The organism is Zunongwangia sp. L-65 (assembly GCF_056859415.1).
On sequence record NZ_JBSXOK010000055.1, the window covers coordinates 68,558 to 89,247 of the forward strand.

Consider the following 20,690-nt stretch of genomic DNA (forward strand, 5'->3'; position numbering starts at 1 on the left):
CTGGTTTAATAGACACACGTATAAATGATTCTCTAAAAGGTAAATTTTAAAGTTGCTAAAACTTGTGATGGCCGTAATCGATAACTACTTTGTATGTAATAATATTGATTGTTACTGGCGTTGATAAATTGATCGGTATTCAGGATATTTCGCCAACTAATGTTTAAATCCATTTTTGGCTTCTCAAAAGTAAACTGATAGCTCAGGTTCACAAAATAATTATCTCCATTTTCAGATAAAGAATTGCCATAATATTCACTACTTACACTTAAATACTGATTACCCTTAGGATAAAAATAAAGATCTATGGTATGTTGCTGCGTTTCGATTTGCTGAAAATCACGCTCTCCAAAACCCGAAGTATAAGTCGAAAAATTTCCCGAGTAATTCGCAATTAACCAACTGGAAACTTCTGCATCGATGCTCCCTCTCAGATTAAAACTCTGTGTATTCACCTCAGCCAACGTATTGTTTAAAAGTTGCTGGCGTTTTGATAAGTTATAGGAGGCGTTCAATTTAAATGTTGTTTTTAATTTTCTAAAATATTTACTACCGCCAGCTTTAAAGCTATGATTATCGAAGCTATTATCTTGCACCACCGCTTCTAAAATCCTTGTTCCATTTTCACCAATATTAGAACTGTACAACAAGTTATTTTCAGAATAACTATAGGAATAAGACGTATTTAAAAACAGTTGCTTTAAGGGATTTCGATAAGCTATCCCGCCGCTATAATATTGTCGTGTTTCTTCAGAAATTGGCGCGTTGTACCGATTTAAATTTCGATAATTATTCAATAAGAATCCATAATATAACTGCTGAAGTTCTCCAAAATCATAACTTAATCCTGCTGAAGCATTAGCATCCCAAAAGGCTGAAAGCTTTTTATTCACAGAAAATCTAGGCTCAAAAACCAATCGATCTAAACTTCTTTTTTCTTCAAAATTTCGGTCTTTAAGCTGAAAACTTTTAAATTGAAACGGCGTACTTAAATTTAAATTCCAGGTCTCATCCTTACTTTTAAACCTGAAAGAATTTTTAAAATAGACCGAAGATTCTACAAATTCGGTTCTGTTCTTAAAATCAGCATCTAAAACCTCTTCCCCATCTTCCAAAAAAATATCGGTATCTAATTGCTGATCTTGGATCGAAAACCCAAATTTGGGTGATATGGTAAATTTGCCAAGGGCCTTGGTAAACCCAGCCGAATTATCAGCATACATCTTCCTTGAAGAAACCTGTTGCTGAATTTCACCATAAGGATCACCATTATTAAAGATAGCTTCAAATTGTCCTGGTTGCACCAGTAGATCCTGATTAGTCTCTGTAAAACCGATATTAGAATTAAAAGTGATCAATTGTTTTCCAATAGTTCTAAGCAGGCGCAAATCGTTTTTTATTCCGAAAAAAGGATTGTCCAGCCTTTGTTTGATTTTTGCATCGGGGCGATCTATCAAACCACGATTTGTATTCCAGGAACCGTTAAACTCTAATTGATCTTTCAGGTAATTTTTATCGGTATTATTCTCTAAGGTAAGTTGTCCTTCTAACTGGCTTACAAAAATATTATTACTGGTATTTTCGATTACATCAATGGTATCTGTAGGTGTAAAATAACGTGTTTGTGTACTTCCATCCTGCTGCTGATAATCATTCAGATAAGAAATATTTAGTTTTAAATCTATATCTTCTTTAACTCGTTGCAAAATGTTTGCCGAACCTAAATGTACGTTATTATCCAACCAGCGTTCTGCCGAAAATGGGGGTGGTGAGACATTTTGAATTGACAGCCAATCTGTTTTATCGATATTATATTCATCTCCAAAAAAATTGATCGAAAAATTACGAATCTCGCCAGATACATCGCTTCCGGTATTATTACTTTGGTAGGTGACGATCGCCTGTCGCTTTTTAGTAAAGATCATTGGCGTCACCTTTGTTTGCCACAGCAAAGGCGCAGCACCCATCCCGGCGGTGGCCGTTCCGCTAACAGTAATATCCTTTTTAAGCTTTATATTTATCGAAGCGCGCTCTGAAAACTCAAGACTATCCAAAACTTTTACAGGCTGATGATTTTCCAAGATCTCGACTTTAGAAACTGCATCAGCCGAAAGATTATTATTGGCCAAATTATAGCGCCCTTCTAATAAATCCAAACCTTCGATATAATACTTCTGGATTGGCTCATCTTTATAATAGATTTGACCATTTGGTCGAATATCGATTCCCGGTAACTTCTTTAAAATATCAGCAATCACCCGGTCGTTTTTATCTTTAAAAGCGTCTACCGAAAAACTGAGCGTATCGCCACGTTGCTGTAAAATTTCAGATTTCACAATGACTTCTTTCAAGGCTTCTGAAGAAGGCAAAAGTTGCACTTCTAATTGCTGCGCTTTATTCTGAATAGTTTTTTCGAACGTAGCAAAACCAATGTAAGAAACTTTTAAAGACAAGGATTCACTATCACTTTTCACAGCTATCTTAAATTTACCATCGGAGTCTGAAATTCCATAAGCCAGGATCGAAGAAACCGAATCTTTACTGATCATTACCGTTGCACCACTAAGTTTTTCATTATTATCATCGAAAACCTGTCCGGTAATTTCAGTCTGAGAATAACCTGCAAAAACAACGAATATTGATAGTATTGTAAAGAGTATTTTTTTCATACTATTCCAGCTCTATAGGGTTATTTTCTTTCTCCAGCATTTCAGCAAAAGATTCGATGTATTTTTGGTGAACTTCTGGCGAAATAGTAATGTTTGGATTATTTACATAAGTAAAAGGATCCTTACGGTAACGAAGATTAGTTGCTTTTAACTCTGCCGGACTTGTTTTTATAAGCTGATTAAATTTGAGTTTAAAATCCTGTTTTGGCGATAGTTTTTTTAAACCGACAAACTCAAAATTCCATTCATTTTCTACGTCAGAAATCTCTAGAATTAATCCCGGCAAGCCATTAAATTTATAAGGCCCGTCTGAAATTGGAACATCTGGAGTAAACCAGGCCACATAATCTCTCCCAGCAAAGTTTGTAATGGCTTTTTGGACTTTATACCCCTTTATTTCTTTGGTCTCAGTTTCTATTTGCCAATTGAAGATATTCTTATCCTTTCCAAAATAAAATCGATCTGAAGCAATTTGATGAATATAAAACAACCTATCGCTTTTTATTTCTTTTAAAATTTGATAATGAAAATTAGTCAAGGCATTTTTGGATGTACTACCAGAGTTTCCCTTTACTTTTATTTCATCTGCAAAGTTTTGAGCTCTACTTATATAATACGAATAGTCTTTCCCCATATAAAGCATCATATATTCACTTTCTGGTTTAACAAGAGTAGAATCTAATTTAAAAGACAGCTTATATATTACTTCATAATCGAATTTTTCCTTTATAGTTCCCTGCGCTGAGATCCTAAAAGAGAAAAATATTAATATGAATAATAGTTTTAGTTTCATGATGAGTTTTGATTGATGAAAATGGTATTACTGGAGCTCAATAGGATTATTTCGTCTTTTATACTTTTTGGTTAGCTCCTTTCTTTGTTTAGCTTCATCTTCTTCGCTCCAACCAAATCTAATTCCTGCCTTCTGCATTGCTCCAATAGGATCACGATTATAATCGTTACGAACCTGGTCGAGTTCTTTTTGAGAAACTACTTTATAATCATCCAAATTCAATATTCTACTTACTGGTTTATCTAATTCCTGAAAAATTGTTAAGCTAAAATGATATTGATTTTGTAAATCTGAAATTTCTAAAATAAGTCCTGGCAAACCACTAAACTTATAAGGGCCATCAGAGAATGGTAGCTCTGGCGCGAACCAGGCGATGTAATCTCTACCGGCAAAAGCACCTGTAGCTTTTTGAACCTTAAAGCCCAATATTTCTTTAGTTTCTGACTGAATTTCCCAATCAATCTGGTTTAAATCCTGCTTATACTTAAAACTGTATTGAAAAATCTTTTCAGCTAAAACAAGTTCTCTATTCTGGTAATCTTTAAAGATCGTGTATTTAAAATCGGTCATTTGATTATACTGGTCCATCCTTACAACTTCAGGATTGGGCTTATTTTCTAAAGAATCTTTCATCGCCTGGCCTAAGCTGGAATATCTTGATCGCCTATCACCTAAATAAAGGACACTGACTTCAGACTTTAAAGAATTTTCATCAGTAGAATCTTCCTGATACTCTAGTTGATAGGTCGCTTTATAATTGAACTTTGCCTGGGATTGTTGCTGTGCTAAAATCTTAAATGAAAAGAAAAGCAATATTAGACCTATTTTGAATTTCATAATGATTTTCGATTAAAAAATTTATTTTGATTGAAGTTCAATTGGATTGTTACGATTTTTATGCGCTTCACTCAACTCTCTCTTAGCTTTAGCTTCATCATTCCATTCTATAGTGATGCCAGCATTATTCATTGCAGTAAGTGGATCTCTTTTATAATCATTACGAACCTGATCGAGATCTTGCTGAGAAACTTCTTTATAATCGTCCAAATTCAATGTTTTAGATACTAATTTTTCTAATTCCTGAAATGCTGAGAAAGTAAAGTGATAGTGATCCTGAAGATCTGAAATCTCCAAAATAAGTCCAGGCAAACCAGCAAATTTGTATGGCCCATCTGAAAATGGAAGCTCTGGCGAGAACCAGGCTTCATATTCTCTGCCGGCAAAAGAGCCTGAAGCTTTTTGAACTTTATATCCTAAAACTTCTTTAGTTTCCTGCTCTATTTCCCAGTTCATGAGATTTAAAGTCTGTTTATATTTCAGTTTATCCTTAAAAACTTTTTCGGCTAAAATAAGTTCGTTATCATTATGATTTTTGAAGATCTTATAGTGAAAATCGGTTTCTGGAGTTATACTTCTAATTCGATAAAACTCAGCCATACTTTTATTTGAAGGATCTAAAGTTTCGGTTAAAGAATCTTTAACTGCCTTACCCAAACTGGAATATCGAGACACGCCTTCTCCTAAATAAAGTACAACAGTCTCTGATTTTATTGAATTTTGATCGGTAGAATCTTCCTGATATTCGAGATTATAAGTCGCTTTATAGGAATATTGAATATCGGTTTTCTGGGCATAGAATATCACAGAAAAACACAGGAAAAAAGGCATCAGGATAGATTTCATAAAAGAAATTTTATCTAAGATGCCTTAAAAAAACTTAAGAAACAATAAATCAACTAGTTTTTTAGTAATAAAACTAGAAAAATAAGTTAATTTACCGGAATTAGCATTCGATCTGTATTCCAGCCTTCTATGGAAATTTGAAGATCGTTCACTTCATTTCCTGCCGCTTCCAAAATGATCTCCCGGGTTGCTCCAGGAACTATGGAGAAATAGTTATCGTCGTAGAAAGTTGGTAAGATGCGTTCGCCCGTTTCCGAATTTTCTAAAGAGATTCGGTTAAAGAAAGAAACTGTATTATTTTCAGGATTAGTGATTTTCAGCATAAATTTATTCTCAGCGACTTTTTCAATTTCGGCTTCAACCTTGGTTTTGGCTAAATTCTGTAAACCAGAATACGTTCCCGAACTGTCCGGAATCCAATAGAAATTTTCATCTAAAACTTCCTGATCCTTGTTTCTGATATCTAATTTTAAAAACAAACCCTTTTCCGCAGCTAGCGTATCGATTTGCTTTTTTAGCGACAATATTTTTTTAGCACTAGAGCCTTCTATATAAGAAAAGACCTGGGTTACCGGCTTTTCATTTCCTTCCATATCGTACAGTTTAATGCCTAACATTAAATCATATTCGGCTTTAAAACCATTATTTACCATATAAACATCGCTACTAACAGGATTATACATGATATGCAATGGCTTGCTTCCTTCTCTAAGTCCAAATAAACAGGCATTAGGATCTAGGTAGTAATCATACATCTGTCCGCGAAGTGCCGTCCAGGGATTCTGAGTTTTCCAGATGATCGAACCTGTATACCAATCCCACATATGTGCACTAAAACCTTCTATTAATGCACGATACTGATTGTAATTTACCAGCTGCGCCTTTTCAGCAAAATCAGCCATATCTTCTGGCGTTCCATAAGGTTCTAAAGAGTTTCCATAATCGATATATTTATGATAGGTCCAAACCGGGTCTTTTACGGCTTCAGTCCCATCATATTCTACGGGAACAGTATAATTTTCCTTGGGCAGAAAACGCTTCAAACTAACTTCATCCCCAGTACCTACAGAACCAACTTCAGAATTAAAAGGCCAGGTACGCTCTTCCCAAAAAGTCGAAATATTCTGAATGCCATACGGACCATCACCGTTCCCTCCTTTGAAATTATAAGACATCTCATCTGAATTGGAGTAATCGATAAACCAGCGTGTTCCATCTAACTCTGGCAAGATCGAATCTTTAATGGCAAACAAAATATCCTGCGGTGGCGTAATCTCGTTACCACCACACCAAATTGCCAAGGATGCGTGATTTCGCATTAATTTTACCGCATCTGCTGCAGATTCGATAAACAACTCGTGATCATCTGGGTATTGCCTGCGCGTCCACTGATCGTCTTTTTTCTTGGGATCTAACCATCTACCATTACAATCACCAGACATCCAAAAATCCTGAATCACTAGCATCCCATATTTATCACAGGCTTCATAAAATTCTGGTCGCTCTGGTAATGCTCCTCCCCAAATCCTAATAAGGTTTAGATTCATATCCCTATGAAAACGAATCTCGGCATCATAACGCTCTTTAGTGAAACGAAGCATCGCATCTGAGATGATCCAGTTTCCTCCCTTTATAAAAATAGGCTGCCCGTTAACAAATATCTGTTTACTGCGTGTATGCGAATTCCACTCGGTTTGGATTTCGCGGATTCCCACTTTTAGCTTTTCTTTATCTGAAGTTTTATTTTTTATACTGAATTCAACTTCGGCATCATATAAGTTTTGTGCGCCATAACCTGAAGGCCACCAAAGTTTTGGATCTTCAATTTCGAATTCTGGAAGTGCTACCAGCATTTCTGTATTCGCCGCCAGGCTTACTTCCTTTTCGATAATTTGATCTGCAATTTTAAAAGACAGTGTTCCTTCAACCGTTTTTGAAGTGGGATTTTCAACTTCGGCAGTAAAAGCAATTTTAGCTGGCTTCTGCTTTTCTCCCGGAAGTCGTTTTTCAGGTACTTTGGTCACCACATGCGGATTTTTAAGATTTACCGCACCTGTTTTTTCGATAATTACTTTATCCCAAATTCCGGTATTACGATCACGAATTGGCTGAATCCAATCCCAACCGGCAACGTATTGATGAGCAACACCACGTGCGATAGTTCCATCACCACCCTGGCCACCATTTGGATTGCCAACATGCGGTGCTGGGTAAACGATCACTGCAAGGCGATTTTGGCTATTTTTAGCAAGAAATTTTGTGATATTAAAACGCTTCCGAAGAAACATTCCTTTGTATTCTTCCTTGTTGACTTTCTTTCCGTTTAGAAAAATATCGACGCTATAATTTATCCCACGGAAATTTAACCAGACCTGCTCGCCTTTCTTTGCTTTCTCTTCGAAATCCTTTACAAACCAATAGGTATAAAAATCGCGGCCTACATCATAGATATCCGGAATTTCTTCGTTGTTCATCCCAAAAAATGGATCGGGAATTTCACCATTATTAAGTTGCGTGGTTAGGATTGTACCGGGTACAGTAGCATCTTTCCAATTATCTACAGCAAAAGATGTATTGGAGATCTCTTCTCCCCTGGCTGCTACTTCTTCCATAGAAATTGTTTTCCAACCCGAATTAAGCTCATAATTTTGCTGAGAAAATCCTGTAAATTGAATAAAACCTAATAAAAAATAGACGAGAATGTACTTTTTGCGCATAAGATTGACAATATTAAACATTGAAAATCTGTAATAAATACCAGCGTACAAATTTTTTTCGACAAACAACAGTCTCGAAGTGCTAAACGATTCTTAATAATTTAAGACAATAGTATTACATATTCTTAAAATAAAATCTAGTCTAGTTCTATGGGGTTATTCTTTTTTGCTAATCGCTCTCTATGTTTTTTGAGGTAATTCTTTTTATCATCACCTTCTAAACCTATCCGTATAACTTTACCACCTTCACCTACATAATTATTGATATAACTAATGGGGTCACTTTCATAGGTTGCGACTAAATCCATAAGTTCCTTCTTTTTAATTTCCTTATATTCCTCTGGAAAAATTTTATACGCTAAAGGAGTAGATAATTCTTCGAAACCGTTAAATTCAAAGACATATTCAGCATCGCTATCCTGTAACTCCAAAATTAATCCGGGTAATCCTGAAAATTTATAGGGTCCATCTGTAAGCGGAATTTCCGGAGTGAACCACGCCGTATAATCACGCCCTGCAAAACTTATAGTTGCTTTTTGTGCCTGATACCCTGAGATTTCCTTGGTCTCAGCTTGTATCTCCCAATTTAATTGATCCATAGGCTGCGAATAATATAGTTTATCACTTATCAGCTTAATTCCGTACCCCACTTTATTATCTGATTTATCTTTAAACACACGATAATTAAATTCGGTCTTCGCGGCCTCCGTTTTACTTTTCCATCGTTCAGATCCAATATCGGCAAGGTTTACGTTAACAGACATAGAGTCTTTTAAAGCTGCTCCTTTACTTAAAAACAGAGATGATTCATTATTAGCAAAAAGCCACATAGTTTCTGATTTACTGGACTCCAGATCGGTAGAATCCAGTTTAAAAGTAAGCGTGTAGGTCACCCGGTAATTTAGGTCATCTTGAGCCTGAACCTCAAAAAAATTGAAGACTAAAAAACTTAAAGCAACGATAATTTTATTATTCATAAGCATAGTTGATTGATTTCTATCACAATATCTAATATTAAATCTAACCATGCAATTTTTAAACTATTTTTTTAGTAATGAAACTAATTTAATAGTAATAAATAGGATTATCGTCTTGTTCAGAAAATATTTATCTTCCCACCGATAATAAATCAAAAATGAACAGTAGTCTTAAACGCATAATTTTAATTGCCGGTCCATTAATTTTTGCAATATTTCAATTTTTGCAGCCACCCGAAGGAATGACGCCTGAAGCTTTTCATGTATTAGCCATAACGATTTGGATGGCCATTTGGTGGGTTACTGAAATTATCCCTATTGCTGCAACTGCATTACTACCTATAGTGCTTTTTCCCTTAAGCGGAGCTTTAGAAATTGGACTCACTACTGCTTCTTACGGCCATAAATATGTATTTTTATACATGGGTGGTTTTTTTATCGCTGTAGCTATTGAAAAATGGAATTTACACCGCCGAATTGCCCTAAACATCATCAATTTAATTGGTACTAACATCAAGTTTATCATTCTTGGATTTATGGTGGCTACCGCATTTTTATCGATGTGGATCTCGAATACCGCAACCTCTGTAATGATGTTACCAATTGGCACCGCGATAATTTCTCAGCTAAAAGACAATCCCCAAACCAGTGAAAACGAAAATAAGACCTTTGGGAAAGCACTCATGTTAGCTATCGCTTACAGTGCTTCTATTGGAGGAATTGGAACCTTAATCGGCACACCTCCAAACCTTGTTTTCGCTGGGATCGTAGAAGAATTATATGGAATTGAAATTAGCTTTGTTAAATGGGCGCTTTTGGGAATGCCCATCTCCATTCTGCTTTTATTTTTTTGCTGGAAATATATTACCAGCATCGCCTTTACGTTTAAACAAAAGGAATTTCCCGGTGGAAAAACCGAAATTAAAAGATTACTTACCGAATTAGGTAAAATAAGCACACAGGAAAAACGTATTCTTGTCGTTTTTGTATTTACTGCAGTGTGTTGGATTACCCGTTCATTTTTTCTCGAAAAATTTTTACCGAATATAGATGATACAATTATTGCCATGACGGCAGGCATATTATTATTCTTAATTCCGTCTGGAAAAAACAAAGAGAAACAAAAACAGCTGTTAACTTGGGAAGAAGCTGTAAAAATTCCATGGGGAATTATATTGCTTTTTGGCGGCGGGATGGCACTAGCAAAGGCTTTTAGCGATACGGGATTAGCAAACTGGATTGGCGAGCAACTGGTAAATCTTGAAAATTTACCGTTATTTTTACTCATCCTGATCTTAGTAGCATCTGTAAACTTTTTGACTGAAGTGACTTCTAACCTCGCGACAACCGCCATGCTATTACCCATTCTGGCACCCATGGCGCTAGCACTACACCTGCATCCTTATTTTTTAATGGTTGCCGCTACTTTAGCTGCCAGCTGCGCTTTTATGCTCCCTGTTGCCACACCGCCTAATGCGGTGGTATTTGGATCTGGCTACTTAAAAATTGTCGATATGATGAAAACAGGCTTTTGGTTAAATATCTTATCTATTTTAATCATCAGCCTGATCATTTATTTTGCTTTACCATTCATCTGGGACTTTGATCCTTATACCATCCCGAAAATCTTTAAATAGTTAACTAGCACGCTTCAATCTAAAATATTTGATCTTTTCCCTGTCATAGGTATAGGTGATATAAATTTCACCATTTTCCGTCTGAATTATGGCAGGGTAGCTGTATTCTCCTTTTTCTTGATTTTCTAATTTTAATATATCCTGCCAATTTTCACCGTCTTTTGAATAGGCAAGATAAAGCTTACTTCTACCTTCCCACCAATTATCACCACTTGCCATAGGATTATAAACCATCAGGAATCCGCCGTTTATAAGACTTACAGCATCGATACCCGAATTGGGGTTTGCCAATTCAGATTTACTGAAATCACTCCAGGTTTCTCCATTATCTATACTGGTGCTTTCTAAAACTGCATCCTGATCGCTTCTGAAAAAAGCTTTTAAATTTCCGTTTTGAAGCTGAACGATACTAGGCTGAATAACTTTATATGCTGAATTCTCGTTGACCGGAACTTTTCTCCAGGTTTTACCGTAATCATCTGAAATTTCCATATGTGCCTTCCAAATTTCACCATCCTGAAGTTCTTCGCTGGACGGACTTACAATTCGGCCATTTTTAAGCTGAATTGGCTTATTTTTTATAGATCCAAGAATATCTTCAGGAAGCATTTTTTTCTCACTCCAGGTTTTCCCGTGATCTGTTGAAATTTTATAAGCACCCCACCAGGTTGAAGGAGAAGGGCCTATTTTATAGAATAAAAATAGTTTATTATTTGTTTTAAACAACACGGGATTCCAGGTAGGATAACTTAGTGTATCGCTTTGATAGCCAGTCGCTACTTTTTTAGGAGAGGACCAGCCGGATACTGTTTTTATACTGGTATAAATGCTAACATCGGGATGTCTTTCGTGCGTTCCGCCAAACCAGGCAGCGATTATATCACCGTTTTCCAACTCTTCAATAGTTGATGCATGAGCAGAAGGAAAACTAGCTTTCGTATAAATAAAACCAGAATCCAAAACTTTAAATTTCACGTTTTGCTGCGCACTTATCTTTAGACTAAAAAATACGACTAAAACAACAAATCTCGCTTTCATAATTCAGAAAAAGTAAACTTCCCCAGAACAATGGGGTATTATTATAACATTATTTTTTATTTCGAGGCATCCCGATAGCAGGACAGGAACGCAGTATTTCATCTCGATCATCGAGTAAAAAAAAGGAAGAGGTAAACTACTCCTCTTCCCTAACAATTGAAACAAACTTACACTTACTTAAAATTCAATTTTTATCTAAGCTTTTTTTTAAAAAAAAGCAGGCATATCTTAAACTCCATTTTAAAAAAAAGGAAGGAGGATGGCGGTCCTCCTTCCACTGTCAAACAAACTATTCACTTTAAGTGAACTTACATGAAGACTTATTGAGACAAGCTGTCCAAAATCGGTTTCTCTAAACCTGAAATTGTCGATTTTGGGTCTTCATTTAGCTGCTCTAAAATTGTAATCGTATTTCCTTTCTCTTTTAACCAGCATCCCGGCAAATAAAGTGTTTGCTGCGGACCAACTTTCCAATAACGACCAAGATGATGACCATTTACGAAAACTATTCCTTTACCCCACTTTTGCATATCCAAAAATGTATCTCCTATTTCTTCTAGATCAAAATTGCCTGAATACAATACCGGTAACCCATTTTTGATTTCCTGCTCATTGCTTAACGCTGGCGCACTATCAAATGGAGCTTTGTACATCTCCCAACCACCAGAAATCTCGTAATCGTTAATACTTACCGCTTTAATAATTCCCTTTTTATTTTTGGTCATTTTTGCTCCATAATTAATACGCCCCATGTTCTCAACCAGGATTTCTAAAGTTCCGTTAAAAGGAATTTTAATATCCATTTCGTATTCATTATACATACGGTTTAGTTTCCCTACATATTTACCGTTCACATAGATTGTGGCATAATCCCGCAACCCGGGAATTTGCAACTTCCCGGTAATGGGCTGTGTAAATTTTTTACGATACAACACATAACCATAGCCCTGATCAAGTGCTTCAAAACTCATCGGCGCATCAGCTATAACAGGTTTCGATGCTTTGATAACATCGAGTGCACTTTGCTTTTTATTTAGTTTAATTTCTGGAATGGATATCACCGGAATTTGTTTTGGAATTTCAGGAATATCATATGCCACATATTCCTTCATCAATTTTCTAATTGCCCTATATTTTGGCGTTGCCCATCCGGCTTCAGAAATTGGTGCATCATAATCATAACTGGTGATATCAGGTTGTATATCATGATCGTCGTTATAATTGGCGCCACTGGTAAACCCAAAATTGGTTCCGCCATGCACCATATAAAAGTTAAAATCTACATCGTTCTTAAGATATACTTCCGTTTGCTTGGCAATTGCTTCGGCACTAATCTTATTAAACGGTTCTGCCCAGTGATCCAGCCATCCAGGATAGAACTCAGCAACCATATAAGGACCTTCTCCGTTGTGATATTCATTTACCGCTTTTTTAAGGTTGGCAACATTATTCTCTCCGTTTGCGGTGGGTAATACCCCGTCTATCGCTCCTCCCTTAAACAACCATGTTCCATCTGAGGTGAAAAACGGACCGTCCAAACCAGAATCTTTGAGCATGTCAAAGATTTTTTGTTTGTAGGCTTTATGGTCTTCAGTAGAAATATCTTCTCGTTGTGCCACAAAAGACCCAAATTCATTTTCAGCCTGTACCATAATTACATTTCCTCCATTACTAGCCTGAAATGGTTTGACCTGAGTAGCAAACTCGTTAATATATGTACGACAGGAATCCAAAAAAGCCGGGTTATTTTGACGAATTTTAAGATCCGGGTTCTTTTGAAGCCACCACGGATAACCTCCAAATTCCCATTCGGCACACGCATAAGGTCCGGGGCGAAGAATTACGAACAGGCCTTCTTCTTTAGCCATTTTTATAAACTCCGGCAGATTTTTATTTCCTGAGGTCCAATCCCATTTTCCCGGTGCTGTATTATGGTAATTCCAAAAAACATAAGTATTCACAGCATTTAAACCTAAAGCTTTTATCATTTGCAGGCGATGCCGCCAATAAGCCTTTGGAATTCTAGCATAATGCATTTCTCCTGCATAAATGTGTATGGGCTCTCCTTTATACTTAAAATTACCATCTTCAATTTTAAAAACCTCATCTTGCGCCTGCGTCGTATTAACGGCAAGGCAAAAAAGAAGAATGAGTTTTGCTAAAAATCGCATCGACCTTAATAAATTTCAAGATTACTAATTACAGGGGTAGCTTTTGCTGCCTCAAACTCAATTTTAATCGCTGTCGTTTCTACGGAAGGAATTTCAAGTATTCTTTTGTAACCAATCGTAGTGCCTTCAGCAACTTGCTCCCATTCACCATCGATCATTGCTGCAATATGAAACTTTTCTACGCGTTGTCCTAATGCTATATTTTCCTGTAATAGTACAAAATTAACCGTTTTAGCAGAATCAAACATAATCTCTACGGAAGAGTCGATTATTCCCTCATCGGTCACCCAATAGGTATCGGCATTGTCATCAATTAAATTGGACGGAGCGTAAGCTTCTGACTTCCCTCTATAATTACTTGCCGAAATTTTTGCATTTTTGGTTAAATTTTCAGCAAAAACACTATCAATAATTTTTCGCATCCCTAACAAAGAAGCCACATCATTTTCATGAAACTGCCCTCTCTGATCTGGCGGAATATTAAGCAACAAAGTAGAACCTCTTCCTACGGATTGCAGATACGTCGTAAATAACTCTTCTGGCGACTTAACTAAAGAATCTTCTTCCTTATGATAAAACCAACCCGGGCGGATGGAAGTATTCACCTCAGCTGGAATCCAATCTGTACCATCTTCAGAGCCTGTTTGCAAAATATCCCCAATCCCTGGTTTCCCGGCATAAAGGGTATCTGGAGTTATGGTATTCCAGTTTGTTGTTCCTCCTACCCCATCTTCGTTACCTACCCAACGCAAATCTGGACCGGCATCACTAAAAAATAATACTGTAGGCTGCATTTCTTCCACCATTGCCAAAGTTGTTGGCCAGTCGTAATAATTTTGTTTATCGATCCTACGTTCCTCATTAGCGCCGCCATAATATCCATCACCACCATTGGCGCCGTCAAACCACATCTCGAAGATATCACCGTAGTTTGTAAACACTTCTTTTAATTGATTGCGGTAATATTCTACATAGGATGGCTCACCATAATCCTCACGATTACGATCCCATGGAGAGAGATAAATACCGAATTTTAGACCATGCGCTCTAGCCGATTCTGCAACCTCCTTTACTAAATCTCCCTTACCATCTTTATACGGTGAATTTGCGATATCATGTTCGGTATAATCTGAAGGGAAAAGCGCGAAACCATCATGATGCTTTGCCGTTAAGATCACTCCTTTAAAACCTGCTTTTTGCAATGTCTCCATCCATTGATCTACATCAAGGTCTGTTGGATTGAAAATTTCAGGAGATTCGTCTCCATATCCCCATTCCTTACCGGTAAACGTATTGGTTGTAAAATGAATAAATGCATTCATTTCCATATCATGCCAAGCCAGTTGTTCTTTACTTGGCGTTGGACCAATAGCCTGTGGTTCTTTTACTTCCTGTTTTTCCTGGCAGGCAAATAAAAGACTGGCCACACCAATAGTTGCAATAGTTTTATTTAGATTTTTAATCATATCTTTATTAATTTTCTATTGAAAATGCAATTCCTGAACTATTTTTTCTCGAACGAATTTCCTTCGGAAGGCTAATTTCTACTTTCCCATCTTTAAGTTTAAAATCAACTTTCTTTCCGGTTTCCAGTAACTTGATTTTAGCGTTTTCTGAAGGTAAATTTTTACTAAAACTTATAGTTTTTGGTAGAGATTCTCCATCTTCAAACATTGCTATAGCAAAAGTTTTCTTAGCATTTTGAGTAAAATAAATGTTCCCGTCCTGGTAATCATCAATGGCATACGTATCATAGATTGCTTCTCCATTTTTATTCAGCCACACACCTATTTCTTCTAATTTTGCTACTACTTCCAGTGGTAAAGTACCGTCTGGTTGGGGGCCTACCCCCAGAAGCATATTTCCGCCCTTAGCTACCACTTCTACAAGATTTTGGATAACTTTGGTAGATGATTTAAAAGGATCGTTAGGTACATAGCCCCAGTTGTTACCTAATGGCAAACAACTTTCCCATGGATTATCTAATTTGGTTTCAGGAATCTTACGCTCTGGTGTTTGGTAATTCTCATAAGGCCCATGAACTGTACGGTCTGCAAAAATAATCCCTGGTTGCTTCTCTCTTGCCATTGCGGCTATTTTAGGCATATCGATCTCCTGACTAAAATCCGGAATTGGTGCTCCCCAGGCTCTAACTTCATCGTTTACGGTTTCTTTTGGTCGCACCCAACCGCCGTCCAACCAAAGAATATCTACACTACCATAATCCGTCATTAACTCTTCTATCTGGTTATAAGTAAATTCTTTAAACTTGTTCCAACGCCAATCGTATTTCTCGATATCATAATTTGCGTTTCTATTAGGAGTAGCGTATTTATCCCACCAGAAATATTGCGAATGCCAATCGGGTTTAGAATAGTAAGCTCCAATCATAAAATCTTTTTTTCTAAAGGCTTCAAAAACATATTTTGCCACATTTGCCTTTGGATGATTTTGGAAAGGACCATTAGTGATCTTATAATCAGTTTGCTGGGTATCAAACATATTAAATCCATCGTGATGCTTGGTCGTAAAAACTACATACTTCATTCCGGCTGCTTCTGCAGCATCAGCCCAACTATCAGGATCAAAATTTACCGGATTAAAGATTTTATCTAAATTCCAGTACCATTTCTTATAATCATTATAGGCAATGGTGCTATCACGCTCTATCCAATCTTCAGAGCATAAGTTCCAGCTCTCCATAATTCCTGGCACAGCGTAAACGCCCCAGTGGATTAGCATTCCGAATTTTTGATCGCCCCATTTATCCAATTTCCCCAGAACCTTCGGATCTGAGGGAGCAATATATTCTTCAGAGCGACCATGTACACCGTGCTCGTCCTCTTCCTGTTTTTGCCCTTGCAGCGTCTGTACACTAACAAGAACTACCAGTACTAAAAATGATTTTAAGGTATTGAATTTCGACATTCGTGAGTTTATTTTTTATTTAGAAAGTATAATTGTTTCCGGAATTTTAAAAGTAGTTTCCAGTCGAATATCTTCAGACGAAGCACCGATCATCAACTTAAATTCTCCTGCCTCCACTTTTTGCTTCATTTCAGTATCAAATAGTGATAATTCCTTCGGAAGTAATTCGAATTGAACAGTTTTTGTTTCTCCTGCTTTTATAGAAACACGTTCAAATGCACGTAGCTGTTTTACCGGGCTAAGTACAGTACTCACCATATCAAGAATGTAAAGCTGAATGACTTCATCACCATCGACTTTACTTGTATTAGATACTTTTAAACTGATTTCTATTTTAGTATTTCTCCCTTTCCCGGAAGTTGCCACTTTTAAATCTGAATACTTAAATTCTGAATAGCTTAAACCATACCCAAATGGATATAATGGTTTAGCATCGGTCTCTACATAATCTCTTCTATTTGGAAACCAGTAATTATAATACACCGGAATTTGTCCTAAAGACTTTGGTACTGAAACGGGTAATCTGCCTGCCGGGTTAAAATCACCGAAAATTACATCGGCAATAGCACTACCTCCTTCCTGACCTGGATACCAGGCGTCCAAAATTACAGGAACATTTTCTGCTGGCCAGTTAAGTAATAATGGGCGACCTTTTATCAAAACTAAAACGGTTGGCGTACCAGTTGCTACAACTGCCTGAAGCAACTCTAACTGTTTCCCCATTAAGTTAAGGGTAGAACGATCATATCCTTCGCCGCTTTCCATATCACTTAACACCTGATCTTCTTTGGAGGAAATGGTAGCCGCTCCTGTTTCTAAATATTCGGTTTTAAAATCTCTTGCGCTCGAACCTCCTAAAACCACAATAGCCACCTCTGCATTTTTTGCAGCTTCTACTGCAGCCGGAATATTAGTTTGAGTAGTGTCGCGAACGGCAGTTCCTTTTACGTATTCGATATTGGCATTCGTCATTTTATGCTGAATACCTTCTAGCACGGTGATTATATTTTCTTCGGACTGCGGAGCGGTGTAATCTCCTAACTGATTATATTGCATATCTGCATTAGACCCAATTACCGCAATGTTATGTAATTCTTTATTTAATGGAAGTATATTGTCTTCATTCTTAAGCATTGTAATTGATTGGCGAGCAACTTCTCTAGCCAGCTCTATATGTTCTGAATTTCTAACAATTTTTTCAGCCTGTTTTTCATTGGCATAAGGATTTTCAAAAAGCCCTAATTTGAATTTCACAGTAAGAATTCGTCTTACGGCTTCATCGATTCGTTCTTCAGCAACTTTTCCGGCATTCACGGCAGCAATCAAGGCATCATCATAACCATTTCCTCCCAAATCCACATCTACACCGGCATTCATCGCCATAGCTGCGGCATCTTCTTCAGTATCTACAATATGATGATCTCCTAAAAGACCTTCAATACTTGCCAAATCTGAAATCACAAAACCTTTAAATCCCCATTTCTCCTTAAGAATATTTGTCAATAAATTTTTATGAGCCGTACTGGGAACACCATCAATCGAGCTATAAGCTGTCATTACCGACATCACTCCATTATCCACGGCTTCTTTTACCGGATACATATAATTTTGAAATAGATCACGTTGCCCTATGTGTACTGCAGCCCCATTATGTCCGCCTTCTGAAACTCCATAAGCCGCAAAATGTTTTAAAGTAGCAGCAACATGCTCATTAGACTTTAAATGACTCTCGTGGCTCCCCTGGAATCCTGTTACCATAGACTTTCCCATTTCAGCAATCAGGTAAGGATCTTCTCCAAAAGTTTCTTCTACTCGCGACCATCTGGGTTCTCTGGCAATATCGATAATTGGCCCATAAGCCGTATTACTTCCCTGTGCCCTAATTTCCCTGGCTATAACGTGAGCCATTTTTTTGATCAAATCGGGATTCCAGGTACTCGCCTGACCTATCGCAGTTGGAAATACCGTAGTCCCTACTGCCATATGCCCATGCATCGCCTCTTCTTCTAATAATAATGGAATTCCTAAACGACTATTTTCAATAGCGTATTTTTGTATTGCATTGGTAATCTTTGCTGCTTCTTTTGGATGTAAACCGGTTTCTAAAGTTTTTTGTGTCCAGGGATCGGCTCTTAACAATCCCCATAAACCACCAATATGCCTGTTTTTGATTTCTTCTTTATAAAGTTCACTTAAGCTCGCCTTACTTCCTGCTTCTTTATTATACATTTTCCAACCAAGTGGCGTGGTTAGCTGACCAATTTTTTCTTCAAGCGTCATTAAAGAAATCAAGTTTTCTACTCTCTCCTTTATGCTAAGTTCACTGTTTTTGTAAGGCGCATCTTTAAGATCCTGAGCACTCAGGAAATTTGAAATCAGTAAAAAACCAAGGCAAAACTTTTTCATCAATTTTAAATTTTAAAAGGAAAACTGGTTGGCTATTCACCAACCAGTTTTCACCTAACTAAACAGAAACAATCCAAAAGCTTGTTTTATTTTAAAAGTTAGCAGCACCAGTATCCCACCAAACTCTGGTTCCCCCATTGTCTGGACCTCCAAGAAGTTCAACACCGGTTTGTACGCCTTCATTATGTGTATTATACTCTACTGTAGGAAATGGTGTTCTTCTTACAAATTCCTCTGTACTAATTAACCCTCCACTGTAATTCACTACCACTGGAATCAATTTCGGGTATCCCGTTCTTCTAAATTCAGACCAGGCTTCCTGACCATTAGGAAATAAAGAAATCCATTTTTGAGTGATTATTTTTTCCAACTTAAGCTCGTTCGAAGCAGCTTCGTCCCAGGCTACAGTCACATCACTAGATCCAGAAAAGCTGTTTTCAGGATTTTTAGGATCTGTATAGTCTGCGAAAGTACTGGTAGCATCAGCTAAATATTCACTAGCTCCTGCAGCATCAAATTCATCAAAACTAAGTTGTACACCCTGAGCATAAAAATCCTCTGCCGAACCTCCCATGTTCCAACCTCTTAAAGCACCTTCTGCTCTTAAGAAAGCAACTTCTGAAGCGGTCATGATCTTAACATCTGTAGCGGAACCAAACATTGTTCCTATTGCTGAGAAATTTACGTAGGTATTTTTAGATGAGATCGCGATACCCTGTCTAATTCCTTTAAATTCTCCAGCTACTTCTTCATCTGTTGCTGGCTGAAAATAAATTGGTAAACGTGGATCATCGTACCCACCAAGAATAGATTCCATGGTAGCAGACATTCTTGTATCCTGCCAGCTATTACTAAACATCCAAAGTGGATGCATATTTCCTTGTAAAGACATCATTAGATTATCTTCATTACTTTCCATTACTCCGTATTGATTAGAGATAGCTTTTTCTGCCTCCCGTTGAGCAAGAGTAGGATTAGCTTTTACTATTCTCATGGCTAAACGCAATCTTAAAGAATTTGCAGCTCTAATCCATTGCGATACATCTCCATTTAGCGTTGATGTATCGAACTGAATAAACTCTGTATTATCAACATAAGCTTCTAAAGTAGCTACTGCCTGATCTAACTCTGCAAAAAACTGTGTATAAACCTGCTCCTGACTATCATAAGGCACAAAACTAGGAGAAGTATTATATTGGCTGTACATAATTGGCCCATAGTTATCGGTAACTTTATGCATTGCAAAAACCTTATGGATAAGTCCCCAAGCGAAAAAATGCGGATAATTTTCCTGTACGTTATTTGTCTCAAATCTTCCCACGTAAGACATAATATTGTTGTACTTAAGGTTCATCTGTCTATCGTACCATGAAAAGGCATAGGTCACATTATTTCTGTTAGAAACAAATGGAGTTGGAGGTACCAAAAATTGTGAGAAGGCATCCCCTGTAAGATTTTCTTCTACCTGTAAGCCTCCATCAATGGTCCTAACATATGCCTGCATAGCTCTTACAAAACCTCCAATGTTATTACCGTCTTGTTCTGCAGACTCGTCTGTGATACCGTAAGGATCGGTATTAATTTCCTCAAAATCATCGGTACAGTTTGTTACAGCAAAAAGTGCCGTAGCTGCTAATATTGTGTTAAATATTCTTTTCATCATCATCTTAA

The 20,690-nt window shown here is 37.1% G+C and carries 13 protein-coding genes; 1 reads left to right on the top strand and 12 read right to left on the bottom strand.

Features of this window, described 5'->3' with window-relative positions; genetic code table 11:
* Positions 1–32: 32 nt before the first annotated feature.
* From AC13DP_RS08865 to AC13DP_RS08890, 6 genes are all read right to left on the bottom strand, one after another.
* Positions 33–2,669 carry a carboxypeptidase-like regulatory domain-containing protein gene (locus tag AC13DP_RS08865; RefSeq protein WP_483067614.1) on the bottom strand — a complete coding sequence of 879 codons (2,637 nt, stop codon included), beginning with the start codon at positions 2,667–2,669 and terminating at the stop codon, positions 33–35.
* Position 2,670: 1 nt separating this feature from the next.
* Positions 2,671–3,462 (bottom strand): GLPGLI family protein, encoded by a 792-nt coding sequence (locus AC13DP_RS08870; protein ID WP_483067615.1) that lies wholly within the window; start codon positions 3,460–3,462, stop codon positions 2,671–2,673.
* A 27-nt stretch (positions 3,463–3,489) separates the two neighbouring features.
* Positions 3,490–4,299, bottom strand: coding sequence for a GLPGLI family protein (locus AC13DP_RS08875; RefSeq protein WP_483067616.1), 810 nt, complete (start codon positions 4,297–4,299; stop codon positions 3,490–3,492).
* A 21-nt stretch (positions 4,300–4,320) separates the two neighbouring features.
* Positions 4,321–5,145, bottom strand: coding sequence for a GLPGLI family protein (locus AC13DP_RS08880; protein WP_483067617.1), 825 nt, complete (start codon positions 5,143–5,145; stop codon positions 4,321–4,323).
* An 86-nt stretch (positions 5,146–5,231) separates the two neighbouring features.
* A complete protein-coding gene (locus AC13DP_RS08885; protein WP_483067618.1) occupies positions 5,232–7,862 on the bottom strand; it encodes a glycoside hydrolase family 2 protein in 2,631 nt (876 codons plus the stop codon).
* Positions 7,863–7,999: 137 nt separating this feature from the next.
* On the bottom strand, positions 8,000–8,839 hold the full coding sequence (locus AC13DP_RS08890; RefSeq protein ID WP_483067619.1) for a GLPGLI family protein: 840 nt from the start codon (positions 8,837–8,839) through the stop codon (positions 8,000–8,002).
* Positions 8,840–8,997: 158 nt separating this feature from the next.
* On the opposite strand from AC13DP_RS08890, the gene AC13DP_RS08895 reads away from it, so the two are divergent.
* A complete protein-coding gene (locus AC13DP_RS08895) occupies positions 8,998–10,476 on the top strand; it encodes an SLC13 family permease (RefSeq protein WP_483067620.1) in 1,479 nt (492 codons plus the stop codon).
* Here AC13DP_RS08895 and AC13DP_RS08900 read toward each other — a convergent pair whose 3' ends face one another.
* The 6 genes from AC13DP_RS08900 to AC13DP_RS08925 all read right to left on the bottom strand — a co-directional run bounded on the left by AC13DP_RS08900 (position 10,477) and on the right by AC13DP_RS08925 (position 20,685).
* Entirely contained in the window at positions 10,477–11,514 is a 1,038-nt protein-coding gene (locus tag AC13DP_RS08900) for a sialidase family protein (RefSeq protein WP_483067621.1), read from the bottom strand.
* Between the two features lie 320 nt (positions 11,515–11,834).
* The gene (locus AC13DP_RS08905; protein WP_483067622.1) at positions 11,835–13,685 is read right to left on the bottom strand and encodes a beta-galactosidase; all 1,851 of its coding nucleotides are present in this window, start codon (positions 13,683–13,685) and stop codon (positions 11,835–11,837) included.
* 5 nt (positions 13,686–13,690) lie between these two features.
* Complete coding sequence (locus AC13DP_RS08910) at positions 13,691–15,151, bottom strand: alpha-L-fucosidase (protein ID WP_483067623.1); 1,461 nt, start codon at positions 15,149–15,151, stop codon at positions 13,691–13,693.
* 7 nt (positions 15,152–15,158) lie between these two features.
* Positions 15,159–16,613, bottom strand: coding sequence for an alpha-L-fucosidase (locus AC13DP_RS08915; RefSeq protein WP_483067624.1), 1,455 nt, complete (start codon positions 16,611–16,613; stop codon positions 15,159–15,161).
* Between the two features lie 15 nt (positions 16,614–16,628).
* Positions 16,629–19,019, bottom strand: coding sequence for a glycoside hydrolase family 3 N-terminal domain-containing protein (locus tag AC13DP_RS08920; protein ID WP_483067625.1), 2,391 nt, complete (start codon positions 19,017–19,019; stop codon positions 16,629–16,631).
* A 91-nt stretch (positions 19,020–19,110) separates the two neighbouring features.
* Positions 19,111–20,685: a RagB/SusD family nutrient uptake outer membrane protein gene (locus AC13DP_RS08925; RefSeq protein ID WP_483067626.1), complete on the bottom strand. Its 1,575-nt coding sequence runs from the start codon at positions 20,683–20,685 to the stop codon at positions 19,111–19,113.
* Positions 20,686–20,690: the final 5 nt, after the last annotated feature.